Origin of the sequence: Rhodococcus shunpengi (assembly GCF_048381395.1) — a bacterium.
Taxonomy (GTDB): domain Bacteria; phylum Actinomycetota; class Actinomycetes; order Mycobacteriales; family Mycobacteriaceae; genus Rhodococcus.
Window position 1 is genome coordinate 25,350 of sequence record NZ_JBLWIU010000017.1, and the last position, 15,376, is coordinate 40,725.

The 15,376-nt window shown below is 65.7% G+C and carries 13 protein-coding genes; 5 read left to right on the forward strand and 8 right to left on the reverse strand.

The window, feature by feature from the left end; genetic code table 11:
• Positions 1-26 precede the first annotated feature (26 nt).
• From ACNJ7K_RS11655 to ACNJ7K_RS11690, 8 genes are all read right to left on the reverse strand, one after another.
• Positions 27-314, reverse strand: coding sequence for a hypothetical protein (locus ACNJ7K_RS11655; protein ID WP_487041717.1), 288 nt, complete (start codon positions 312-314; stop codon positions 27-29).
• Between the two features lie 8 nt (positions 315-322).
• Positions 323-1,333 (reverse strand): esterase/lipase family protein, encoded by a 1,011-nt coding sequence (locus ACNJ7K_RS11660; RefSeq protein ID WP_430716970.1) that lies wholly within the window; start codon positions 1,331-1,333, stop codon positions 323-325.
• A gap of 194 nt (positions 1,334-1,527) precedes the next feature.
• Complete coding sequence (locus ACNJ7K_RS11665) at positions 1,528-1,905, reverse strand: hypothetical protein (protein ID WP_487041718.1); 378 nt, start codon at positions 1,903-1,905, stop codon at positions 1,528-1,530.
• 263 nt (positions 1,906-2,168) lie between these two features.
• Complete coding sequence (locus tag ACNJ7K_RS11670; protein ID WP_487041719.1) at positions 2,169-3,158, reverse strand: ABC transporter permease; 990 nt, start codon at positions 3,156-3,158, stop codon at positions 2,169-2,171.
• A gap of 5 nt (positions 3,159-3,163) precedes the next feature.
• Positions 3,164-4,111 carry an ABC transporter permease gene (locus ACNJ7K_RS11675; protein WP_487041720.1) on the reverse strand — a complete coding sequence of 316 codons (948 nt, stop codon included), beginning with the start codon at positions 4,109-4,111 and terminating at the stop codon, positions 3,164-3,166.
• Positions 4,104-5,699, reverse strand: a complete 1,596-nt coding sequence (locus ACNJ7K_RS11680) for a dipeptide ABC transporter ATP-binding protein (protein ID WP_487041721.1) — start codon at positions 5,697-5,699, stop codon at positions 4,104-4,106. The genes ACNJ7K_RS11675 and ACNJ7K_RS11680 overlap by 8 nt, the downstream gene beginning before the upstream one ends.
• 1 nt (position 5,700) lies before the next feature.
• A complete protein-coding gene (locus tag ACNJ7K_RS11685) occupies positions 5,701-7,503 on the reverse strand; it encodes an ABC transporter substrate-binding protein (RefSeq protein WP_487041722.1) in 1,803 nt (600 codons plus the stop codon).
• A 33-nt stretch (positions 7,504-7,536) separates the two neighbouring features.
• Positions 7,537-8,796: a GNAT family N-acetyltransferase gene (locus ACNJ7K_RS11690; RefSeq protein WP_487041723.1), complete on the reverse strand. Its 1,260-nt coding sequence runs from the start codon at positions 8,794-8,796 to the stop codon at positions 7,537-7,539.
• A 345-nt stretch (positions 8,797-9,141) separates the two neighbouring features.
• Here ACNJ7K_RS11690 and ACNJ7K_RS11695 point away from each other — a divergent pair, with 345 nt between their 5' ends.
• Genes ACNJ7K_RS11695 through ACNJ7K_RS11715 form a run of 5 tightly spaced genes read left to right on the forward strand, consistent with a single transcriptional unit; the run spans position 9,142 to position 15,326 of the window.
• Positions 9,142-10,707 (forward strand): ABC transporter substrate-binding protein, encoded by a 1,566-nt coding sequence (locus ACNJ7K_RS11695; protein WP_487041724.1) that lies wholly within the window; start codon positions 9,142-9,144, stop codon positions 10,705-10,707.
• Entirely contained in the window at positions 10,707-11,660 is a 954-nt protein-coding gene (locus ACNJ7K_RS11700) for an ABC transporter permease (RefSeq protein WP_487041725.1), read from the forward strand. Before ACNJ7K_RS11695 ends, ACNJ7K_RS11700 begins: the two co-directional genes overlap by 1 nt.
• Positions 11,660-12,541 carry an ABC transporter permease gene (locus tag ACNJ7K_RS11705; protein ID WP_487041726.1) on the forward strand — a complete coding sequence of 294 codons (882 nt, stop codon included), beginning with the start codon at positions 11,660-11,662 and terminating at the stop codon, positions 12,539-12,541. Before ACNJ7K_RS11700 ends, ACNJ7K_RS11705 begins: the two co-directional genes overlap by 1 nt.
• Positions 12,538-14,301, forward strand: coding sequence for a nickel ABC transporter ATP-binding protein NikE (gene nikE, locus ACNJ7K_RS11710; RefSeq protein ID WP_487041727.1), 1,764 nt, complete (start codon positions 12,538-12,540; stop codon positions 14,299-14,301). Before ACNJ7K_RS11705 ends, nikE begins: the two co-directional genes overlap by 4 nt.
• Positions 14,298-15,326: a hypothetical protein gene (locus ACNJ7K_RS11715; RefSeq protein ID WP_487041728.1), complete on the forward strand. Its 1,029-nt coding sequence runs from the start codon at positions 14,298-14,300 to the stop codon at positions 15,324-15,326. Before nikE ends, ACNJ7K_RS11715 begins: the two co-directional genes overlap by 4 nt.
• Positions 15,327-15,376: the final 50 nt, after the last annotated feature.

A 15,376-nucleotide genomic window follows, 5' to 3' on the forward strand; every position in this document is an offset into this window, starting at 1 on the left:
TTGCACCCCAGCGGATTTCCGTACATTCACGAGGAACCGGTTTCACACACGATCGACACCCCATCGAGGTCGTCGAGTTGCTCGACCGCATAGGCGCACACATCATTGCGCACCCCGTCGATGTTCCATGCGGTCGTGTTCATCGACTTCCGCATCCCATCCGGCGTCAAATCACCGGTCATTTCGGCAAGCGCCCAGCCATTCTTGGCCGCCCACGGCGCCGACAATCCCGCACATATATCCGCGCCTGCAACCGCGGCGGAGTTGCCGCAGGTCGTTATAACGCTGATGGCCACCCGGGCTCGGGTGGCCATCAGGTGGTTCAGGTCAGGCCGGGGAACATGAAGCCTTCGGGGACGCAAACAACCGGCGCGGGGTGTTCCGGGTCGAGCGCGTTTCGGACGAAGCCCCATGCTCGCTCGCTGTAGTTCATACCGAGGTGGTCGGTTTGGTTCTCCTCGCAGCCGTCCTGCATGAGGATGTTGGTGACGTTGGGGCCATTGAGAAATTGGTTGGTGTACGGGGTGTTCACCTCATCGTACTTGGTAACGATGGCAGTGTAAGTGACACCAGGTCGGGTGTCACCGTTGGCGTAGGTCTGCTTGACCAGCTCGTGACCGACGGTCTGCTGGATGGAGGCCGGCAACAGTATCTCCAGAGCGTTGACGGCGGAAGGACCCAGGGGCGGAAACGATTTGCGCAAGAAGACGACGCCCGAGAGGGTCGTGCCGTGGTTGGCGGGGCCGAGGCCGATGAGCTTGTCGACGTAGCGGTCACCGCCGAGGAAATTGATGTAGTAGTGGGGAAGAAGACCGCCACCGAGCGAGGCGCCGACGAGGTCGACCTTCTCGGCGCCGGTCTGTGCCCGGACCTTGTCCACTTGAGCGGCGAGTTGCCGTGCGCTGTCGCGCACATCAGCTACCGATTGAACGGGGATCTCGAAGATCCAGGTGGGGTTTCCGTAGTTGAAGGTGAACACGCAGTAGCCGTTGTTGCGCAGGAACGGTGCGCCTGCCTGCCAGTTGGCCGCCTGGTTGACGAATGTCCCGTTGACCAGAATTACCGGCCGTGGGTGCTCGGGAGTCAGTCGACAGTTCGGGTCGTTGGCGCCGGCCGGGACGTCCTCGGGAAAGAAGAACGGGAGTACGGCCGCGCCCATATCGAAAGGGACTGGCAGCGGGGCGGAGGTGACCGGCTCCGCGAAGGCCGTGGTGGTCCCGATGGTGGTCGTGCAGGCGACCATCACAGCGAGCGCTCCGGCAACGCGATGGCCGAATCTGTTTCCAAATCGGAGGTTTCGGCGCCGAACAGCTGGCTTTGCTTGATTCGTCATGCGTACTTCCTCCTCAAATTCTGGCCCGTGCCCAACCTTCCGGGGCCGTGCTCTTGATGGCATCTCTCGGCGGATCCCAACTTGATGCCGGCGGTTGGGCCGAGCGCGCTGATGGGCGGTCAACTTCGGCCGTTGTCCAGGATCGGGCGCGCAAGTTTCTTCCAGTGCGTTGCTATGCCATCGCTGTTGGGCTGTCAGATATTGCGTATCTTCTGCTCAGTCGCCGGCCGTGTGGTCGGGACCGGCGCACCATTCCGGACGACAACGAAGCCGAACGCGGTGGCGAGCACATACATCAGGATCGAGTACACAGCACTGGGGATCGCCACCTCTGAGCTTCCGAGAACGCTGAGCGCGATGGTCAAAGCGACCGTAGTGTTGTGGATGCCGACCTCCATCGATGTGGCGATCGCTTGCGGCTGTCCGAGTTTCAGCAGGCGAGCCCCTGCGTAGCCGAGGGCGAGGCTGCACAGGAAGAAGATGCCGGTGACCAGACCGACCTGACGTGCGTACTCGGCCAAGTTCTGCCGCTCGGACAACAACGAGCCGATCGAGACCCGCCGGACGTGCACGCATTCAGCTAGTGCCGGTCCGGTCTGAAACAGGATTCACATGTTCGCCGCATCGGGCCCGTTGTAGGTCCTTGTCGATGACGATTTCCTCGACAAGGACCGGTCGAGGATTTCGCGATGAGGAAGGCCCAGAAATGAGTGGAGCGGACACTGGTGCTGCGTCCTAGTTTGGCGACCTGTCGGTCGATCTACGAGAGCAGAAGGCCAAGCGAGGCATCGGACTCTTGAAACACCGATCTGCCTGGGGACGGTCTGCGGACGATTCATGTACGCAACGGCTCCCTCAGCTTCGTGGCTATATCAACGATGAAGGAACACGTGACGAAGACCGCGGCGGCGAACACAGTAGTGCCGATGACGACGGGGAAATCCCCTTCGAGAGCTGCGTTCACCGCCAGGCGTCCCACCCCGTCGAGGCCGAAGATCGTCTCCGTTACGATCGCCCCGCCCATGATCACGGCGAGTTCGAGACCGCCCAGGGTGATGACCGGGTTCAGCGCTGCCTTCAGCGCGTGCCGATAGTGCACGACCTGCTCCGACAGGCCCTTCGCTCGGGCGGTGCGGATGAAGTCGGTGCCGAGCACCTCGAGCATCGACCCACGCACTACCCGCTGGAAGATGCCGATCTCGGCGATCGCCAGGGTCAGCCACGGCAGCAGAAGGTGCCGGGCCCACTCGAAGGGATTCTCCGTCAGCGGCACGTATCCGCTGCTCGGGAAGAGGTAGATCCCGTGGGTGGAGAGCGTGAAGAACAGGAAGTAGGACAACAGCATGCCGGTGAGGAAGGTCGGCAGCGACAACGCGACATACGCCAGAGCCGACAGCCCGTGGTCGATCGCAGTACCCTCCCGACGCGCAGCCTCCACACCGAACACCAACGAGAGCGTCATCCAGATCACGAGGGCGCCCAACGCGAGTGACGCGGTGACTGGGACCTTGGACAGGATCAGTTCCGTGACCGGTGTGTTTTGTCGGAACGAATACCCCAGCGCCGGAGGCCAGTTGACCAGACCCATGGGAGCTCCCTGGATGTCGGGGCCCCGGAACAGGTAGTGCTTCAGCTGGAGGTACCAGGGATCGTCGAGGCGCAGCGCGCGGGCGACCGCATCGATGCCCTCTTGACCGGCGTTGCGCGGCGCGAGCATCGTGGCCGGATCGCGGTAGGCGATACGGATCAGAACAAAGGCCGCCAGCAGGACGAGTACGAGGGTCGTCACCGATCGGGTGAGGAGTTGTGTGACGTGCCGGAGCATCGAGGTCACCGTCCCTTCGGATCGAGGACGTTGCGAAGCCCGCTGCTGAACGCATTGAAACCGAGCACGATGACGAACAGGGCAATCGCCGGGCCGAGTAGGTACCAGGGCTGCACCTGGTACAGCGAGGTGCGCTGGGCGTCAGCGATCATGTTGCCGAGACTCGGTGTAGGCGCCTGGATGCCGACCCCGAGGAACGACAGGGTCGCCTCCGCGACGATGCTCGCGGGAAGCTGCACAGCCCAGTACACGACAACCACCGGCAGCACGTTCGGCAGGACCTCCCGGAACAGGATCCATCGACGTTTCGCGCCGAGGGTCACCGCGGCGTCGACGAACGGGCGCGACCGCAGAGTCACCGTCAGTCCCCGGCTCAGCCGCGCGAAGTAGGTCCAGGTGAACGCGGCGATGATCACGATCACCACCACGAGGGGGCTGACCACGGGCTGGCCGTCTGGTCCGCGGTTGAGCGCGAGCAGGCTCAGCGCAGTGACGATGAAGGGGAACGACAGCACCATGTCGATCATCTGGCCGGTCACGCGGTCGAAGATCCCACCGGTGAGTCCCGAGGCCACTCCGACGATCGTGCCGATGACCATCGCCAGGGTCGTCGCGGGGATCCCGACCAGCAGGGAGATCCGGGTGCCGTAGAGGGTGCGGACCAGGACGTCCCGGCCCTCTCCGTCGGCGCCGAGCCAGAAGGTCGAGGACGGGCCGACCGGGATACCCGAGGCGTCGAGCGCGGTCTCGCGGAACTGCTGGGTGGCGCCGTGCCCGACAAGGACCGCGACGAGTGGGGCGGTGAGCGCGGCGAGGATCACCAGCACCACGGTCCACAGGCCGAGGCGCGCCGAACGGTCCTCCATCAGGGCGGTGAACAGCCGCCGTCCGTTCCGCGGTGGCGTGTCGGTGAGGGTGTCGACGCCGACGGGCTCGGTCCACAGATCAGACATCGACGGTCTCCTTCCGGGTGCTGCCCGGCACCGCGCTCAGCAGGGTGCGGGTGTAGTGATGAGCCGGGTTGGCGAACACCTCGTCGGTGAAACCCTGCTCGACGATCACTCCGTCGTGCAGGACCGCGACCCGGTCGCACAGGGCGGACACCACACCGAGATCGTGCGAGACGAACAGCAACGACGTGCCCCGCTCGTCGCGTAGGTTGCGCAGCAGGTCGACGATCTGCCGGGCGGTGGTCTTGTCCAGTGCCGACACCGGTTCGTCGGCGACGATGAGAGCGGGGTCGAGTGCGAGTGCCCGGGCGATGGCGACGCGCTGGCGTTGCCCGCCCGACAGCTGCAGCGGATAGCGGTCGGCGAAGTCACCGGGGAGTCCCACCGTCTCGAGCAGTTTCCCGACCCGCCGCTGGATCTGCGGTCCCTGCAGGTCTGTGCTCAGTTCGAAGGGTGCCGCGAGGATCTGCCGGATCTTGCGGCGCGGGTTCAGGCTTCCGTAGGGGTCCTGGAAGACCATCTGGATCGAGCGCCGCACTTGTGGATCCATCACGGGCCGGTTGCGGCTCGACGCGGTGTAGGCGGTGCCGCGGAAACTCACCGTGCCGGTGTCGGTGATGTCGAGCCCGGTCACGATGCGGCTCAGTGTCGACTTTCCCGAACCGGATTCGCCGACCAGACCGACGATCTCGCCTTCGCCGATCCGCAGGTCGATGTCCCGAAGGACCGGGCGGTGCGCCTTGCGGGTGACACGGAATCCCTTCGAGACGTTCTCGATCCGCAGCAGTTCCGGCTGGTCCGGTCGTGGACCGGCCGGAGCGGCGACGGGTTGTGCGAGCGGCTCGAGCAGTTCCGCCGTGTACGGGTGGGCGGGGGTGTTGTACACCCGATCGACCGGCCCGGTCTCGACGACACGACCGTTGCGCATGACCACCACGTCGTCGGCGAGTTCCGCGACCACCGCCAGATCGTGGCTGACGAGGACGAGAGCCATGCCGTGGTCCTGCTGGAGGCGCCGCAGCAACGAGAGGATCGACGCCTGCACTGTGGCGTCCAGCGCTGTGGTCGGCTCGTCCGCGACAACCAGCTGCGGATTGTTCGCGAGCGCGATCGCGATCATCACACGCTGACGCATACCCCCGGAGAAGTGCACGGGATGATCGTCCAGTCGCTCGTGTGCTCGGGGAATCCCGACCTCATCGAGCAGCTCGAGCACCCGTCGCCGCACTGTCGTCCGGTCCAGCCAGTGGTGCGCCGTCAGCGCCTCACTGATCTGCCGGCCGATCGGCATGAGGGGGTGCAGGTTGCTCGACGGGTCCTGGAATACGAAGCCGATGTCGCTGCCACGGATCGATCGGAGGTGCCGCGGCGACGCGGTCACCAGGTCGGTGCCGTCGAACAGGGCACGCCCGTGCACGGCGGCACCGGAGTCGAGCAGTCCCGTTGCGGCGAGCAGCGACACGCTCTTGCCGGATCCGGACTCACCGACGATGCCGAGGGTGCGGCCCTTGTCGACGGAGAACGAGACGTCGTGCACCACGGGTGTCGATCGGAAGGAGACGCTGAGATTGTCGACCTGCAGGAGCGGCATCTCAGGACCCCGGGCGCAGCGCGATGTTGGTGTAGTCGGCCTGTGCGGGCAGCGACGCCCACGTCCAGTTGATCACCCGGTCGGACGAGATGAGGTTCTTGCGCTTTTCGAACAGAGGGATCCACGGCAGGTCGGTGGACACGATGCGGTCGGCCTCGGCCCAGATCGGTGCCGGATCGTCCGACGGGAACGCCTCGCGTGCAAGTTCGTTGAGCTGGTCGTTGCTATAGCAGATGGCGTAGACGTTGCCCTTGCCGCACGGCGCGGCTTCCGAGTTGAGCCATCCGCCAAGCAGCATGCGGGTCGAGCGGCCCTGCCAGTCGGGGGTGAACGAACCACTCAGCGCGACATCGTACCGGGAGTTCGGATCCTGGAGGTAGGAGGTGTACTCGGTGCCGGGAAGAGCGATGAGGTTCAAGGTGATTCCCGCAGCCGCGAGATCCTCCTTCAACGTCACGGCAATGGATTCGAATTGGGCGGTGGACCTGTATACCGCGTCGAGGGTCAGCCCGTCGGGGTGGCCGGCCTCGGCGAGCAGTTGCCGAGCCTTCTCGGGATCACCTTTACTGTCGGGTGTGGCATAGGGATCGAAGGGTTCGTGGCCGAGGAGCGTGGACGTGACGATCTGTCCGTTCGGCTTCGCGGCGATCGGGCCACCCTGACCCTGAACGAGATTCGCCTTGTTCACGGCGTAGGCGAAGGCCTGGCGCACGCGCGGGTCACGCAATGCGGTTGCGCCGGGGAAGGTCGCCTCCGGCTTGGCGTTGATGACGACGAAGTTCGCTGCACCGCTGTCGGACGTGTGCAGGCCGGGATCGTTCGTCGAAGCGTACTGGTTCAGCACGGCGCGAGGTGGAACATCCATGTAGAGGGTCAGATCGGCTTCGCCGGAACGAACCTTCTGAACGACGCTGTCTTCGCTGTTGGTGGTGAAGTCGATGACGATCTCGTCGACGTACGCTGCTCGGGCGGGATCCGCGTCGTGGTTGTAGCCTTCGACCTTCTTCAGCACCAGCTGTTGTCCCGGCTGGTAGGTGTCGATCCGGTAGGGGCCGGACGACGGGAAGTTCTGTCGGAATTCGAGCGAGTCACCGAAGTACTGCGAGGCGACTTCCGGAGGAAGTGGTGTCACGAAGTTCATCGTGAGGATGTCGAGGAAGTCGTACGACTTCGACGGTGCGGTGATGATGAGGGTCTTGTCGTCGAGGGCCTGCACACCGGAGATCTCGTGCGTGTCGATGAACTGCTTGGACGCTGCGAGATCTCCGGTGGGAACGGTCGCGAACTCGTCACAGAACTCGGTGAAGCCCTCGAAGGAAAGATGGAAGTAGTTGATCGCCGCGACCTGTTTGTTCGGATCGCAGAATCGCTTCACTGCGTACACGAAGTCGCCGGCGACGATCTCACGGTCCGACGAGCCCGAGTACGTGATGCCGTCCCGCAGGTGGAACGTGTAGGTGCGGCCGTCCTCGCTGACGTCCCATGACTCGGCGAGGTCGGGCACGATCTCGGTATCGTCCTCCAGTTCCCCGGTGGATCCGGGGAAGGTGACGAGCTGCCGGGTGATCGCCCGTTGCACCGCCCATGCGTTGGTGTCGTAGCCGGTGAGCGGATCGAGCGAGTCCATGTCCGACGCGAGAGAAGCGACCCGCAATGTGCCGCCGGGGACGATGTCGCCGTCGTCGGTGGCACGGGTGGCCGGGGCGCTCCCTGCGCAGGCGGAGACGAGCAGAGCCGCCAGGGTGGTGGCGGCCAGACCGATGTTCCGCGCAGTACAGGAGGCGGGTCGTCGATATCTGTTCACAGTTGATCCTTCGAGAGGGGTGGCGGAACGGGATCAGAAGTTGGTGCCGGCGAACGCGGCCGAGCCGGTGGCGAAGAGCCGGTCGGCGTGGGTGAGCGCGTCGGCGGCGCCGATGCGCACCGTGCCGGGGTAGGCAAGTCGGTGCCAGCGCTCGCTGCCGAGCAGCGCGCTGCCCAGCGTCGAGACGTCGGTCTCCAGATCGGCATCGGCGGCGAGGCCGGGTGTCACCGACTCGAGGTGTCCGTCGGCGATGCGGTAGGTGCCGGTGTTCTCGGGCAGTAGCGGGTCGTGGACGGCGAGGACGAGGGACCCGCCGTCGCCGTAGGTGCGGGCGCGCAGGGCTGCTTCGACGTCGAGGATTCGCAGCCACGTCTCGTCTCGGATGTGGGTCGTGGCGACGGCACGTTGATCGGTCAGCAGCCAAGGTAGCGATGTGTCGACCGGCAGACCGGGGAAGACGATCCGGTTGACGAGGTCGAGTTCCCACAGGAACCGGATCAGTCCGATGAACGCTTCGCGGGAGGGCGCGAACAGGTCGTCGACGACGATGCTGCGTTCGTTGCTGCCGAACCACGTCTCGGTACCGACAGGGTGGTAGCGGACGAAGCCCGTCTCGGCGCCCTCCGGTCCGGTCACCGCGGTGTAGGCAGGTCCCCGGTCCTGGCCGTAGCGCAGCTCCTGCGCCGCCCACCACTGTGACGATCGGGTGATGAAGCCGGGTCGGGTGTTCGGAATCCGTGCGTGGATGGTCGGCAGGACGTCCCACATCTGGTCCGCGGGAAGGAGCCGGACAGGATCTCCCGCCGGCACCTCGGGCCGGAACCCGCCACGGCGCGTGTCGACCGTGACCGAGGCGACCCGGCTCGCGATGCCGTAGCCGAAGCGCCCGTAGATGGTCGCTTCCGAGGCGCGCAGCGTCGCGACGACCTCCCCGGTAGCGCGGGCGTCGGTGAGCTGGCGGCGCACGAGATGGGAGACAATTCCGCGGCGGGTATGGGTGGGAAGCACTCCGATGTGGGTCACCGCGGCGTGGGCGACCGTTCGTCCGCCGGGCAGGGTGAGGGAACCGCGTGTCGAGTCGACAGTCCCCACGAGCTCACCGTCGGCGAATGCGCCTAGAGTCCTGCCGGATTCGAAGAACTTTCCCGCAACGTCAGGAGATAGGGGAACGGACCACGGAAGGCCGACCATCGCTGTTCGGAACACCTCAAGGGCCGCGATCAGATCGCGTTCGTCCGTGAGCACCCGGATATCGAATTCGAATGCGGAACGATCGGCTGGTTGTGCGGACATGTCGTGTTCCTGTCGTACGAAAGACAGGCGCATCGGTGCCGATGCGCCTGCCGAAGCAATTCTTGGATGGGTGTACTGCGGGAGCGCTACCGACGCGTGGACACGGTTCTCCCGAGACGGGTCAAAGCTAGCCTGATCCCCGTCTTCGAGGCAATAATTTCGCGCTGCGGTGATTTCAAGTCCGAAACAGCTGCGCGGGATCGGATTCCTCTACACCTTGTGAAGCGTTGCGATCATGGTGATTCCATACGATGACCTGCTCGACGGACACGATTACATTCAGCCGCCGGATACTTGTGCGTTTTCGAAAGAAAGTGTGGATCAGTGCGGAAAAGAAACCGTCTCGTGGTCGCGTCGGCAGGATTGGCTGCGGTCTTGCTCCTCGGGGGATGCGGGTCCGGGGGAGGGACGGCCGACGCGGGAACCGGTCCTGTCGACGGCGGAGATTTCGTCACCGGTCTGTACCTCGAGCCGCGTGGCCTCGACCCGCATCGGCAGGTGTTCTGGGAGACCTACCGCGTCTCCCGCAACATCTTCGAGCCGCTCGTCGGGGAGGATCTGACCACTACCGCCGGCACCCCCGAACTTGTCCCCGTGCTGGCCACCGGCTGGGAGCACAGCGAGGACGGACGGACCTGGACCTTTCAGCTACGTGAGGGTGTCACCTTCCACGACGGCAGCCCTTTCGATGCAGCGGCGCTGCACAAGAACGTGCGCCGCGTGTGGGACCGGTCCTACGAGTACTTCGACGAGGAGAGCGCCGGCCGCGTGAAGGTGTGGTTCGCGAACCTCACCGACGCGGCGCCCACGGGCGATTACACCTACACCTTCGAATTCGACCGCCCCTTCCTCGGATTCCCTCGGATCCTCGCCCAGTCGATGTACACCCTGCCCGTTGGCAACCCGGCGGTGTGGGAGACCTACGGCAACGACGGCTTCGCCGAGCACCCCGAGGGCACCGGTCCGTACCGCTTCGTCTCGCGGGCGATCGGCGACCGCATCGAACTCGAACGCAACGAAAGCTACTGGGGTGAGCCGCCGCATCTCGACACGCTCACCTTCCGCATCATTGCGAACAACCAGACCCGCGTCGCCTCCTTGATCAACGGCGAGGTCGACTTGATCAGCTACGTTCAGCCCGACGACGTCGAGACGCTCGAGAACGCCGGGATCGACGTGCCCGAAGGCACCGGCGCGGAATTGATCTACTTCTCCTTCAACCGGCGCAATCCCGTCTTCGACGACGACCGTGTCCGTGAGGCCCTCATCCACGGCCTCGACCGGCAGGCACTTGCCGACGAGGTCTACAACGGCTACGCCACCCCGCAGTACTCCTTCCTGCCCCCGGGCAACGAGGCGTATCGCGACGACGTGACCGACTTCGAGTACGACCCGGAGCGGGCACGGCAGTTGCTCGCCGATGCCGGCTACGGGCCCGGCGAACTGCGTTTCAACCTCGTGGTCGATGTGGCCAACGAGAACGTCGGTCAGTGGCTGCAGGCGCACCTGAAGCAGATCGGGGTGGAGACCGAAGTGGTGAGCCTGGACCGCGTGAATTACTCCGCGCGCGTCTATAATCCGCAGCCCGGTGACGGTCTGAGCATCGATGAGTTCGGTGAGACCAATGCGGAGTGGCTCCACAACGGTTACAACGGCCTGAAGAACCGCGGCTTGAACCCTGAGCAGTACCCCGAGGTCACCCAGGCGATCGAAACCGCGCTCTACACAGACGACGCCGAGCAGCGCATCGCGCTGTGGCAGGCTGCCGAGGAACAGTTGCGCAGCAAGGCTCTCGTTATCCCGGCGGTGAACCTGAACCGCTACTACGCCACTGGCCCGAACGTCGAAGGGTTCGTCTTCGCGTCCACCAACTGGTACGACCTGAGCAACGTCTGGCTCGCGGGGGAGTGATGAATTACCTCCGGCGGATCGGTATCCGTGCAGTCAACATCGTCCCGATCCTGGTGATCGTCTCGGTGCTTGCGTTCCTGTTGGGTGCACTCACACCGGGAGATCCTGTGGAGGCGCAGTTCGCCTCGAGATTCACTCCCGAACAGCTCGACGAGATTCGCGCCACCTACGGACTCGACCGGCCGTTGTGGGAGCAGTACTTCGTGTGGGTGAAGAACCTGTTCGCCGACGGCGGGGGACTGTCCCTCACCCTGGGCACTCCGGTGTTCGACATCCTCGTGCCCAATTTCGTCAATACGCTGATCCTCACGGTGGCCGGTGTGGTCGTCTGCCTGGTGTTCGGTACCGCGATCGGGTTCGTGGCCGGTATCTTTCACAACACGTGGATCGACCGGCTGGTGATGCTGGTCGTGCAGATCGGCAGCAATCTGTCCGTCTACTGGTTCGGTCTCGTCCTGATCAGTGTGTTCGCGCTGCAGTTGAAGTGGCTTCCGGTGGGCGGCATGGAATCCCGTGGTGGCGGTGGTTTCGGAGACTTGCTCCAACATCTCGTGCTGCCGGCGGTGTCTGCGGCCCTGATCTCGATGCTCGTGCTGGCGCGGTTCGTGCGGGTCGGGGTCATCCGGGAACGTTCGTCGGACTGGTTCCGTACGTTCCGCTCTCAGGGTATTGCCCCGCAGACCCTGTACGGCCGGAACGTTTTCCGGAACATCCTGCCGAGCGTCGTCAATATCACGGGCCTCGAGATCGGCACGCTGATCACCGGAGTGTTCTTCGTCGAGATCGTCTTCAACTGGCCGGGAATCGGGACCCAGCTGGTGAATGCGGTCAACGGCAAGGATTATCCGGTGATCCAGGGCGGCATCGTGCTGGTGGCTCTGTGCTATCTCGTCGTCAACCTCGTCACCGACGTCGTGGTTGACGGTCTCAATCCACGTATGAGAGGTGCGTGATGGCAACACTGCTCGACGAAGTGATCGCTCGGAGACGATTCTCGTCCGGACACGGTCGCCACCGCGCCCAGCTGCTCGCCGGCCTCGTCGTCATCACGGTGGTCGCGGTGTGCTCGCTGCTCGCGCCGCTGCTGGCTCCCTACGATCCGATCTTGACCGACCCCACGGCCAAGTTCCTTCCGCCCGCAAGCCCCGGACATCTGCTCGGCACCGACGAACTCGGTCGGGATCTGCTCAGCAGGCTCCTGTGGGGAGGCCGCACCTCACTGCTGCTCGCCGTGGCGGCCGTCGCGGCGGCGACCGTCCTCGGATCGTCCGCAGCGCTGGCCGCCGGCTTCGCCGGTCCGCGCCTGTCCGGCCTGATCATGCGAGTGGTAGACGTGCTGTTCGCCTTCCCAGTGATCCTTGTGGCGATCGCGCTCGCCGCGCTGCTCAGTCCCGGTGCTGGTGTCGTGGTCTTCGCGATCGGCTTCGCCGTCATCCCTTACATCACACGCGTGGTGTTCGCCGAGGTCAAGCAGCAACGTGGACGTGAGTACGTCGAGGCCGCGGTCTCGCTCGGAGCGGGACGCTGGTCGCTGACGGTGCGGGAGGTCCTGCCCAACGTCGTGGGTCCGATCGTTGTCTACGCGACGAGCCTCGTGGGGGCGATGGTCGTATTCTCCGCCAGCCTCAGTGCCGTGGGGATCGGCGTCCAGCCGCCCGCGTCGGACTGGGGCCAGATGATCGCGTCCGGCGCCAAAGTGGTCATCTCCGGCCACCTCTACGTCGCGCTGATCCCGGGCCTGACGGTCCTGCTCGTCGCGCTGGCCTTCAACTGGATCGGCGACGGACTCAACGATGTCTTCGATCCCCGGTCCCGGCGAGGAGCCCGGCGATGAGCACACTCCACGACCCTGGCCTGCCGGTTGCGCCCGGCCCGGATACGTCCGAGCGGATCCTCTCGGTCACCGATCTGCGCATCGCCTTTCCCGGCGACCCGCACGACGAGCCGACGGTCCGCGACGTGTCCTTCGACATCACGCCGGGGCAGGTTCTCGCCCTGGTCGGGGAGTCCGGCTCGGGCAAGAGCCTGACGGCCTCTGCGCTGCTCGGCCTGCTGCCGCCGGGGGCGAACCTTACCGGCGGATCGATCCTGTTCCGGAGCGAGTCCGGTGAGGTCGTCGACCTCGCGGGACTGAGCGAGAAGCGGCTCGACACCTTCCGGGGTTCCGGCATCGGGATGGTCTTCCAGAATCCGCTGAGTTCGCTCGATCCGTCCTTCCGTGTCGGCAGTCAGCTCGACGAGGTGCTCGTGCGGCACCGTCCGCGCACGCGTCGCGCCGCGCGGCGCGAACTCGCCGCCAACTGGCTGCGCCGGGTCGGCTTCGACGATCCGGATCGGGTGCTGAACTCCTATCCGCACGAACTCAGTGGCGGGATGCGGCAGCGCGTCGTGCTCGCGCTGGCCGGCCTGGCCGAGCCCGCGCTGCTCGTCGCCGACGAGCCGACCACCGCGCTCGATACGATCGTGCAGCGGCAGGTGCTCGACCTGCTCCGCGACGTGGCCTCCTCCACCGGCGCGTCGCTGCTGCTCATCACCCACGACTTCGACGTGGTGGAGCACCTCGCGGATTCGGTGGTGGTGCTGCGCAACGGCGCCGTCGTGGAGTCCGGAACACGCGACGAGGTCCTGTCCTCGCCCCGCGATCCCTACACGAAGCAGCTGCTCGCCGCCGTTCCCCGCCTGGGGAAGCGACACACCCTGCCGCACTGGCGCGGTGCCCGCTCGCTGTCGGGCGGTGCGGTCACCCAGGCGGTGACGGAACCCGTTGCGGTGATATCCGATCCGGTTCCCCCGATGCTGAAACTCGAGAACGTCACGCGCAGTTTCACCGTCGGCGGCTGGGGCACCGGAACACGCCGTTCGGAGTTCGTCGCCGTCGACGATGTGTCGCTCGAGGTGCGGTCCGGCGAGATCTACGGGTTGATCGGTGCATCCGGATCGGGCAAGTCCACGCTGGCCCGGCTCATGGGAGGTCTGCTGGATGTGACTTCCGGGACCGTGCACTTCCGAGGGAATCCGCTCTCGGGCAACGACCGTGACACGCTCCGCGCCGTCCGCCCGCGCCTGCAGTATGTCTTCCAGGATCCCGTCGGTTCGCTCAATCCCGCCGTGCGGGTGGGTGAGCAGATTGCCCGTCCGCTACGGCGTTTCAGGACCGTGGCTGATAAGAGCGGTATGCCGGACGTGGTGGCAGAGGTCCTCGAACTCGTCGGTCTGCCGGCCGCATTCGCCGACCGCTATCCGCATTCGCTGTCCGGAGGCCAGGCTCAGAGGGTCTGCCTGGCACGGGCACTGGCCCTGTCGCCGGATCTGCTGATCCTTGACGAACCGACTTCCGCCCTCGACGTGTCAACTCAGGCAGGGGTCGTCGACCTCGTTCTCGATCTGCGGGAGCGACTCGATCTCACGTGCGTGTTCATCGGGCACGGACTGGGTCTCGTCGAGTGGATGTGCGACCGCATCGGGGTGATGTCGCGAGGCCGCCTCGTCGACACGTTCCCCACGGAAGATCTCTACGACACCGACAGGGCGCCGGAGGTTCACGACCTGCTGCGCGCCGATCTCGGTTCAGGAAAGGTACTCGACAAGTCATGACGTCACATCCGGCCCGTCGGCCGATCGTCGCAGTCGGTCTCACCGGAGAGGAGGCGCTGCGCATCCTCGACGACGCGGCGGTCTGCGAGCGCTGGGCCGCCACCGGCGCCACCTTCGGGGTGATCGGCATCGACCGCATCGCCCGCAACCCGCAGTCCGAGGTGGGACGGACGGGCCCGCGCCCCACCGACATCGATCCGTCCCTCGCGGCGACCGCCCTGGCCCGCGCGGGGGGACCGCCGCTCGTCGTCACCGGCGCAGCGCACCACGACCTGCCCTACAATCTGGCCCGCCGTGTGCTCTCGCTCGACCACCTCACCCACGGGCGCACCGGACTGCTGTTCGGCGCGCGCGATCCGCGTGGTCACGGCGAGACTGCCTGGCACGGTGGCGCCGAGCTGGGTGCCGTCACTGCCGCCGACGCAGCGCTGGCGATTGCGCGGTTGTGGCAGAGTTGGCCGCTCGACTCGATCGTCGCCGACAAGGAAGCCGGCATCCTCGTGCAGTCCGACCGGATCAGGCGGGTCGACCACCACGGTGTCGTCGACATCGCCGGACCGCTGAGTGCCCCCGCGTCGGTGCAGGGCGCACCGGTCCTCGCGTGGTACGCCGACGACGACGATCTGCTCGCCGAGATCCCGGCCGTCGCCGATCTCGTCGTGCTCGGTGGCGTTGTCGATCCCGCGGGTGCCGTGAGCCGAATCCGAACGAAGCTCGGCTTACCGAATAGTGTTGTGCTGATCGAGATTCCGGTCGAAGCCGATGCCGAGGGCGCCGATACCGCCGTCACTGCGGCGCTCGACGCGGGCGCGGATGGTGTGCTGCTGCGCTCGGCGCAGTCCGCACTCGACGATCCGGCTCGCCTGCTCGACCGAGCCCGAGCGGTGTCCGGTGCATCCGTGGAAGCGGCCCCGGCCGACACGAACAGCACCCTCCGCGTCCTCCTCGGACTCGGCGCACCGGCTCCTCTGCTCGAATCCGCAGACCCGGCGTTCACGGCACCTACGACGAGCGTCTACCGCTGACCTTCGACGCCCGCGTGTCGTACACGCCGTCATATTCGACCTACCGAGAA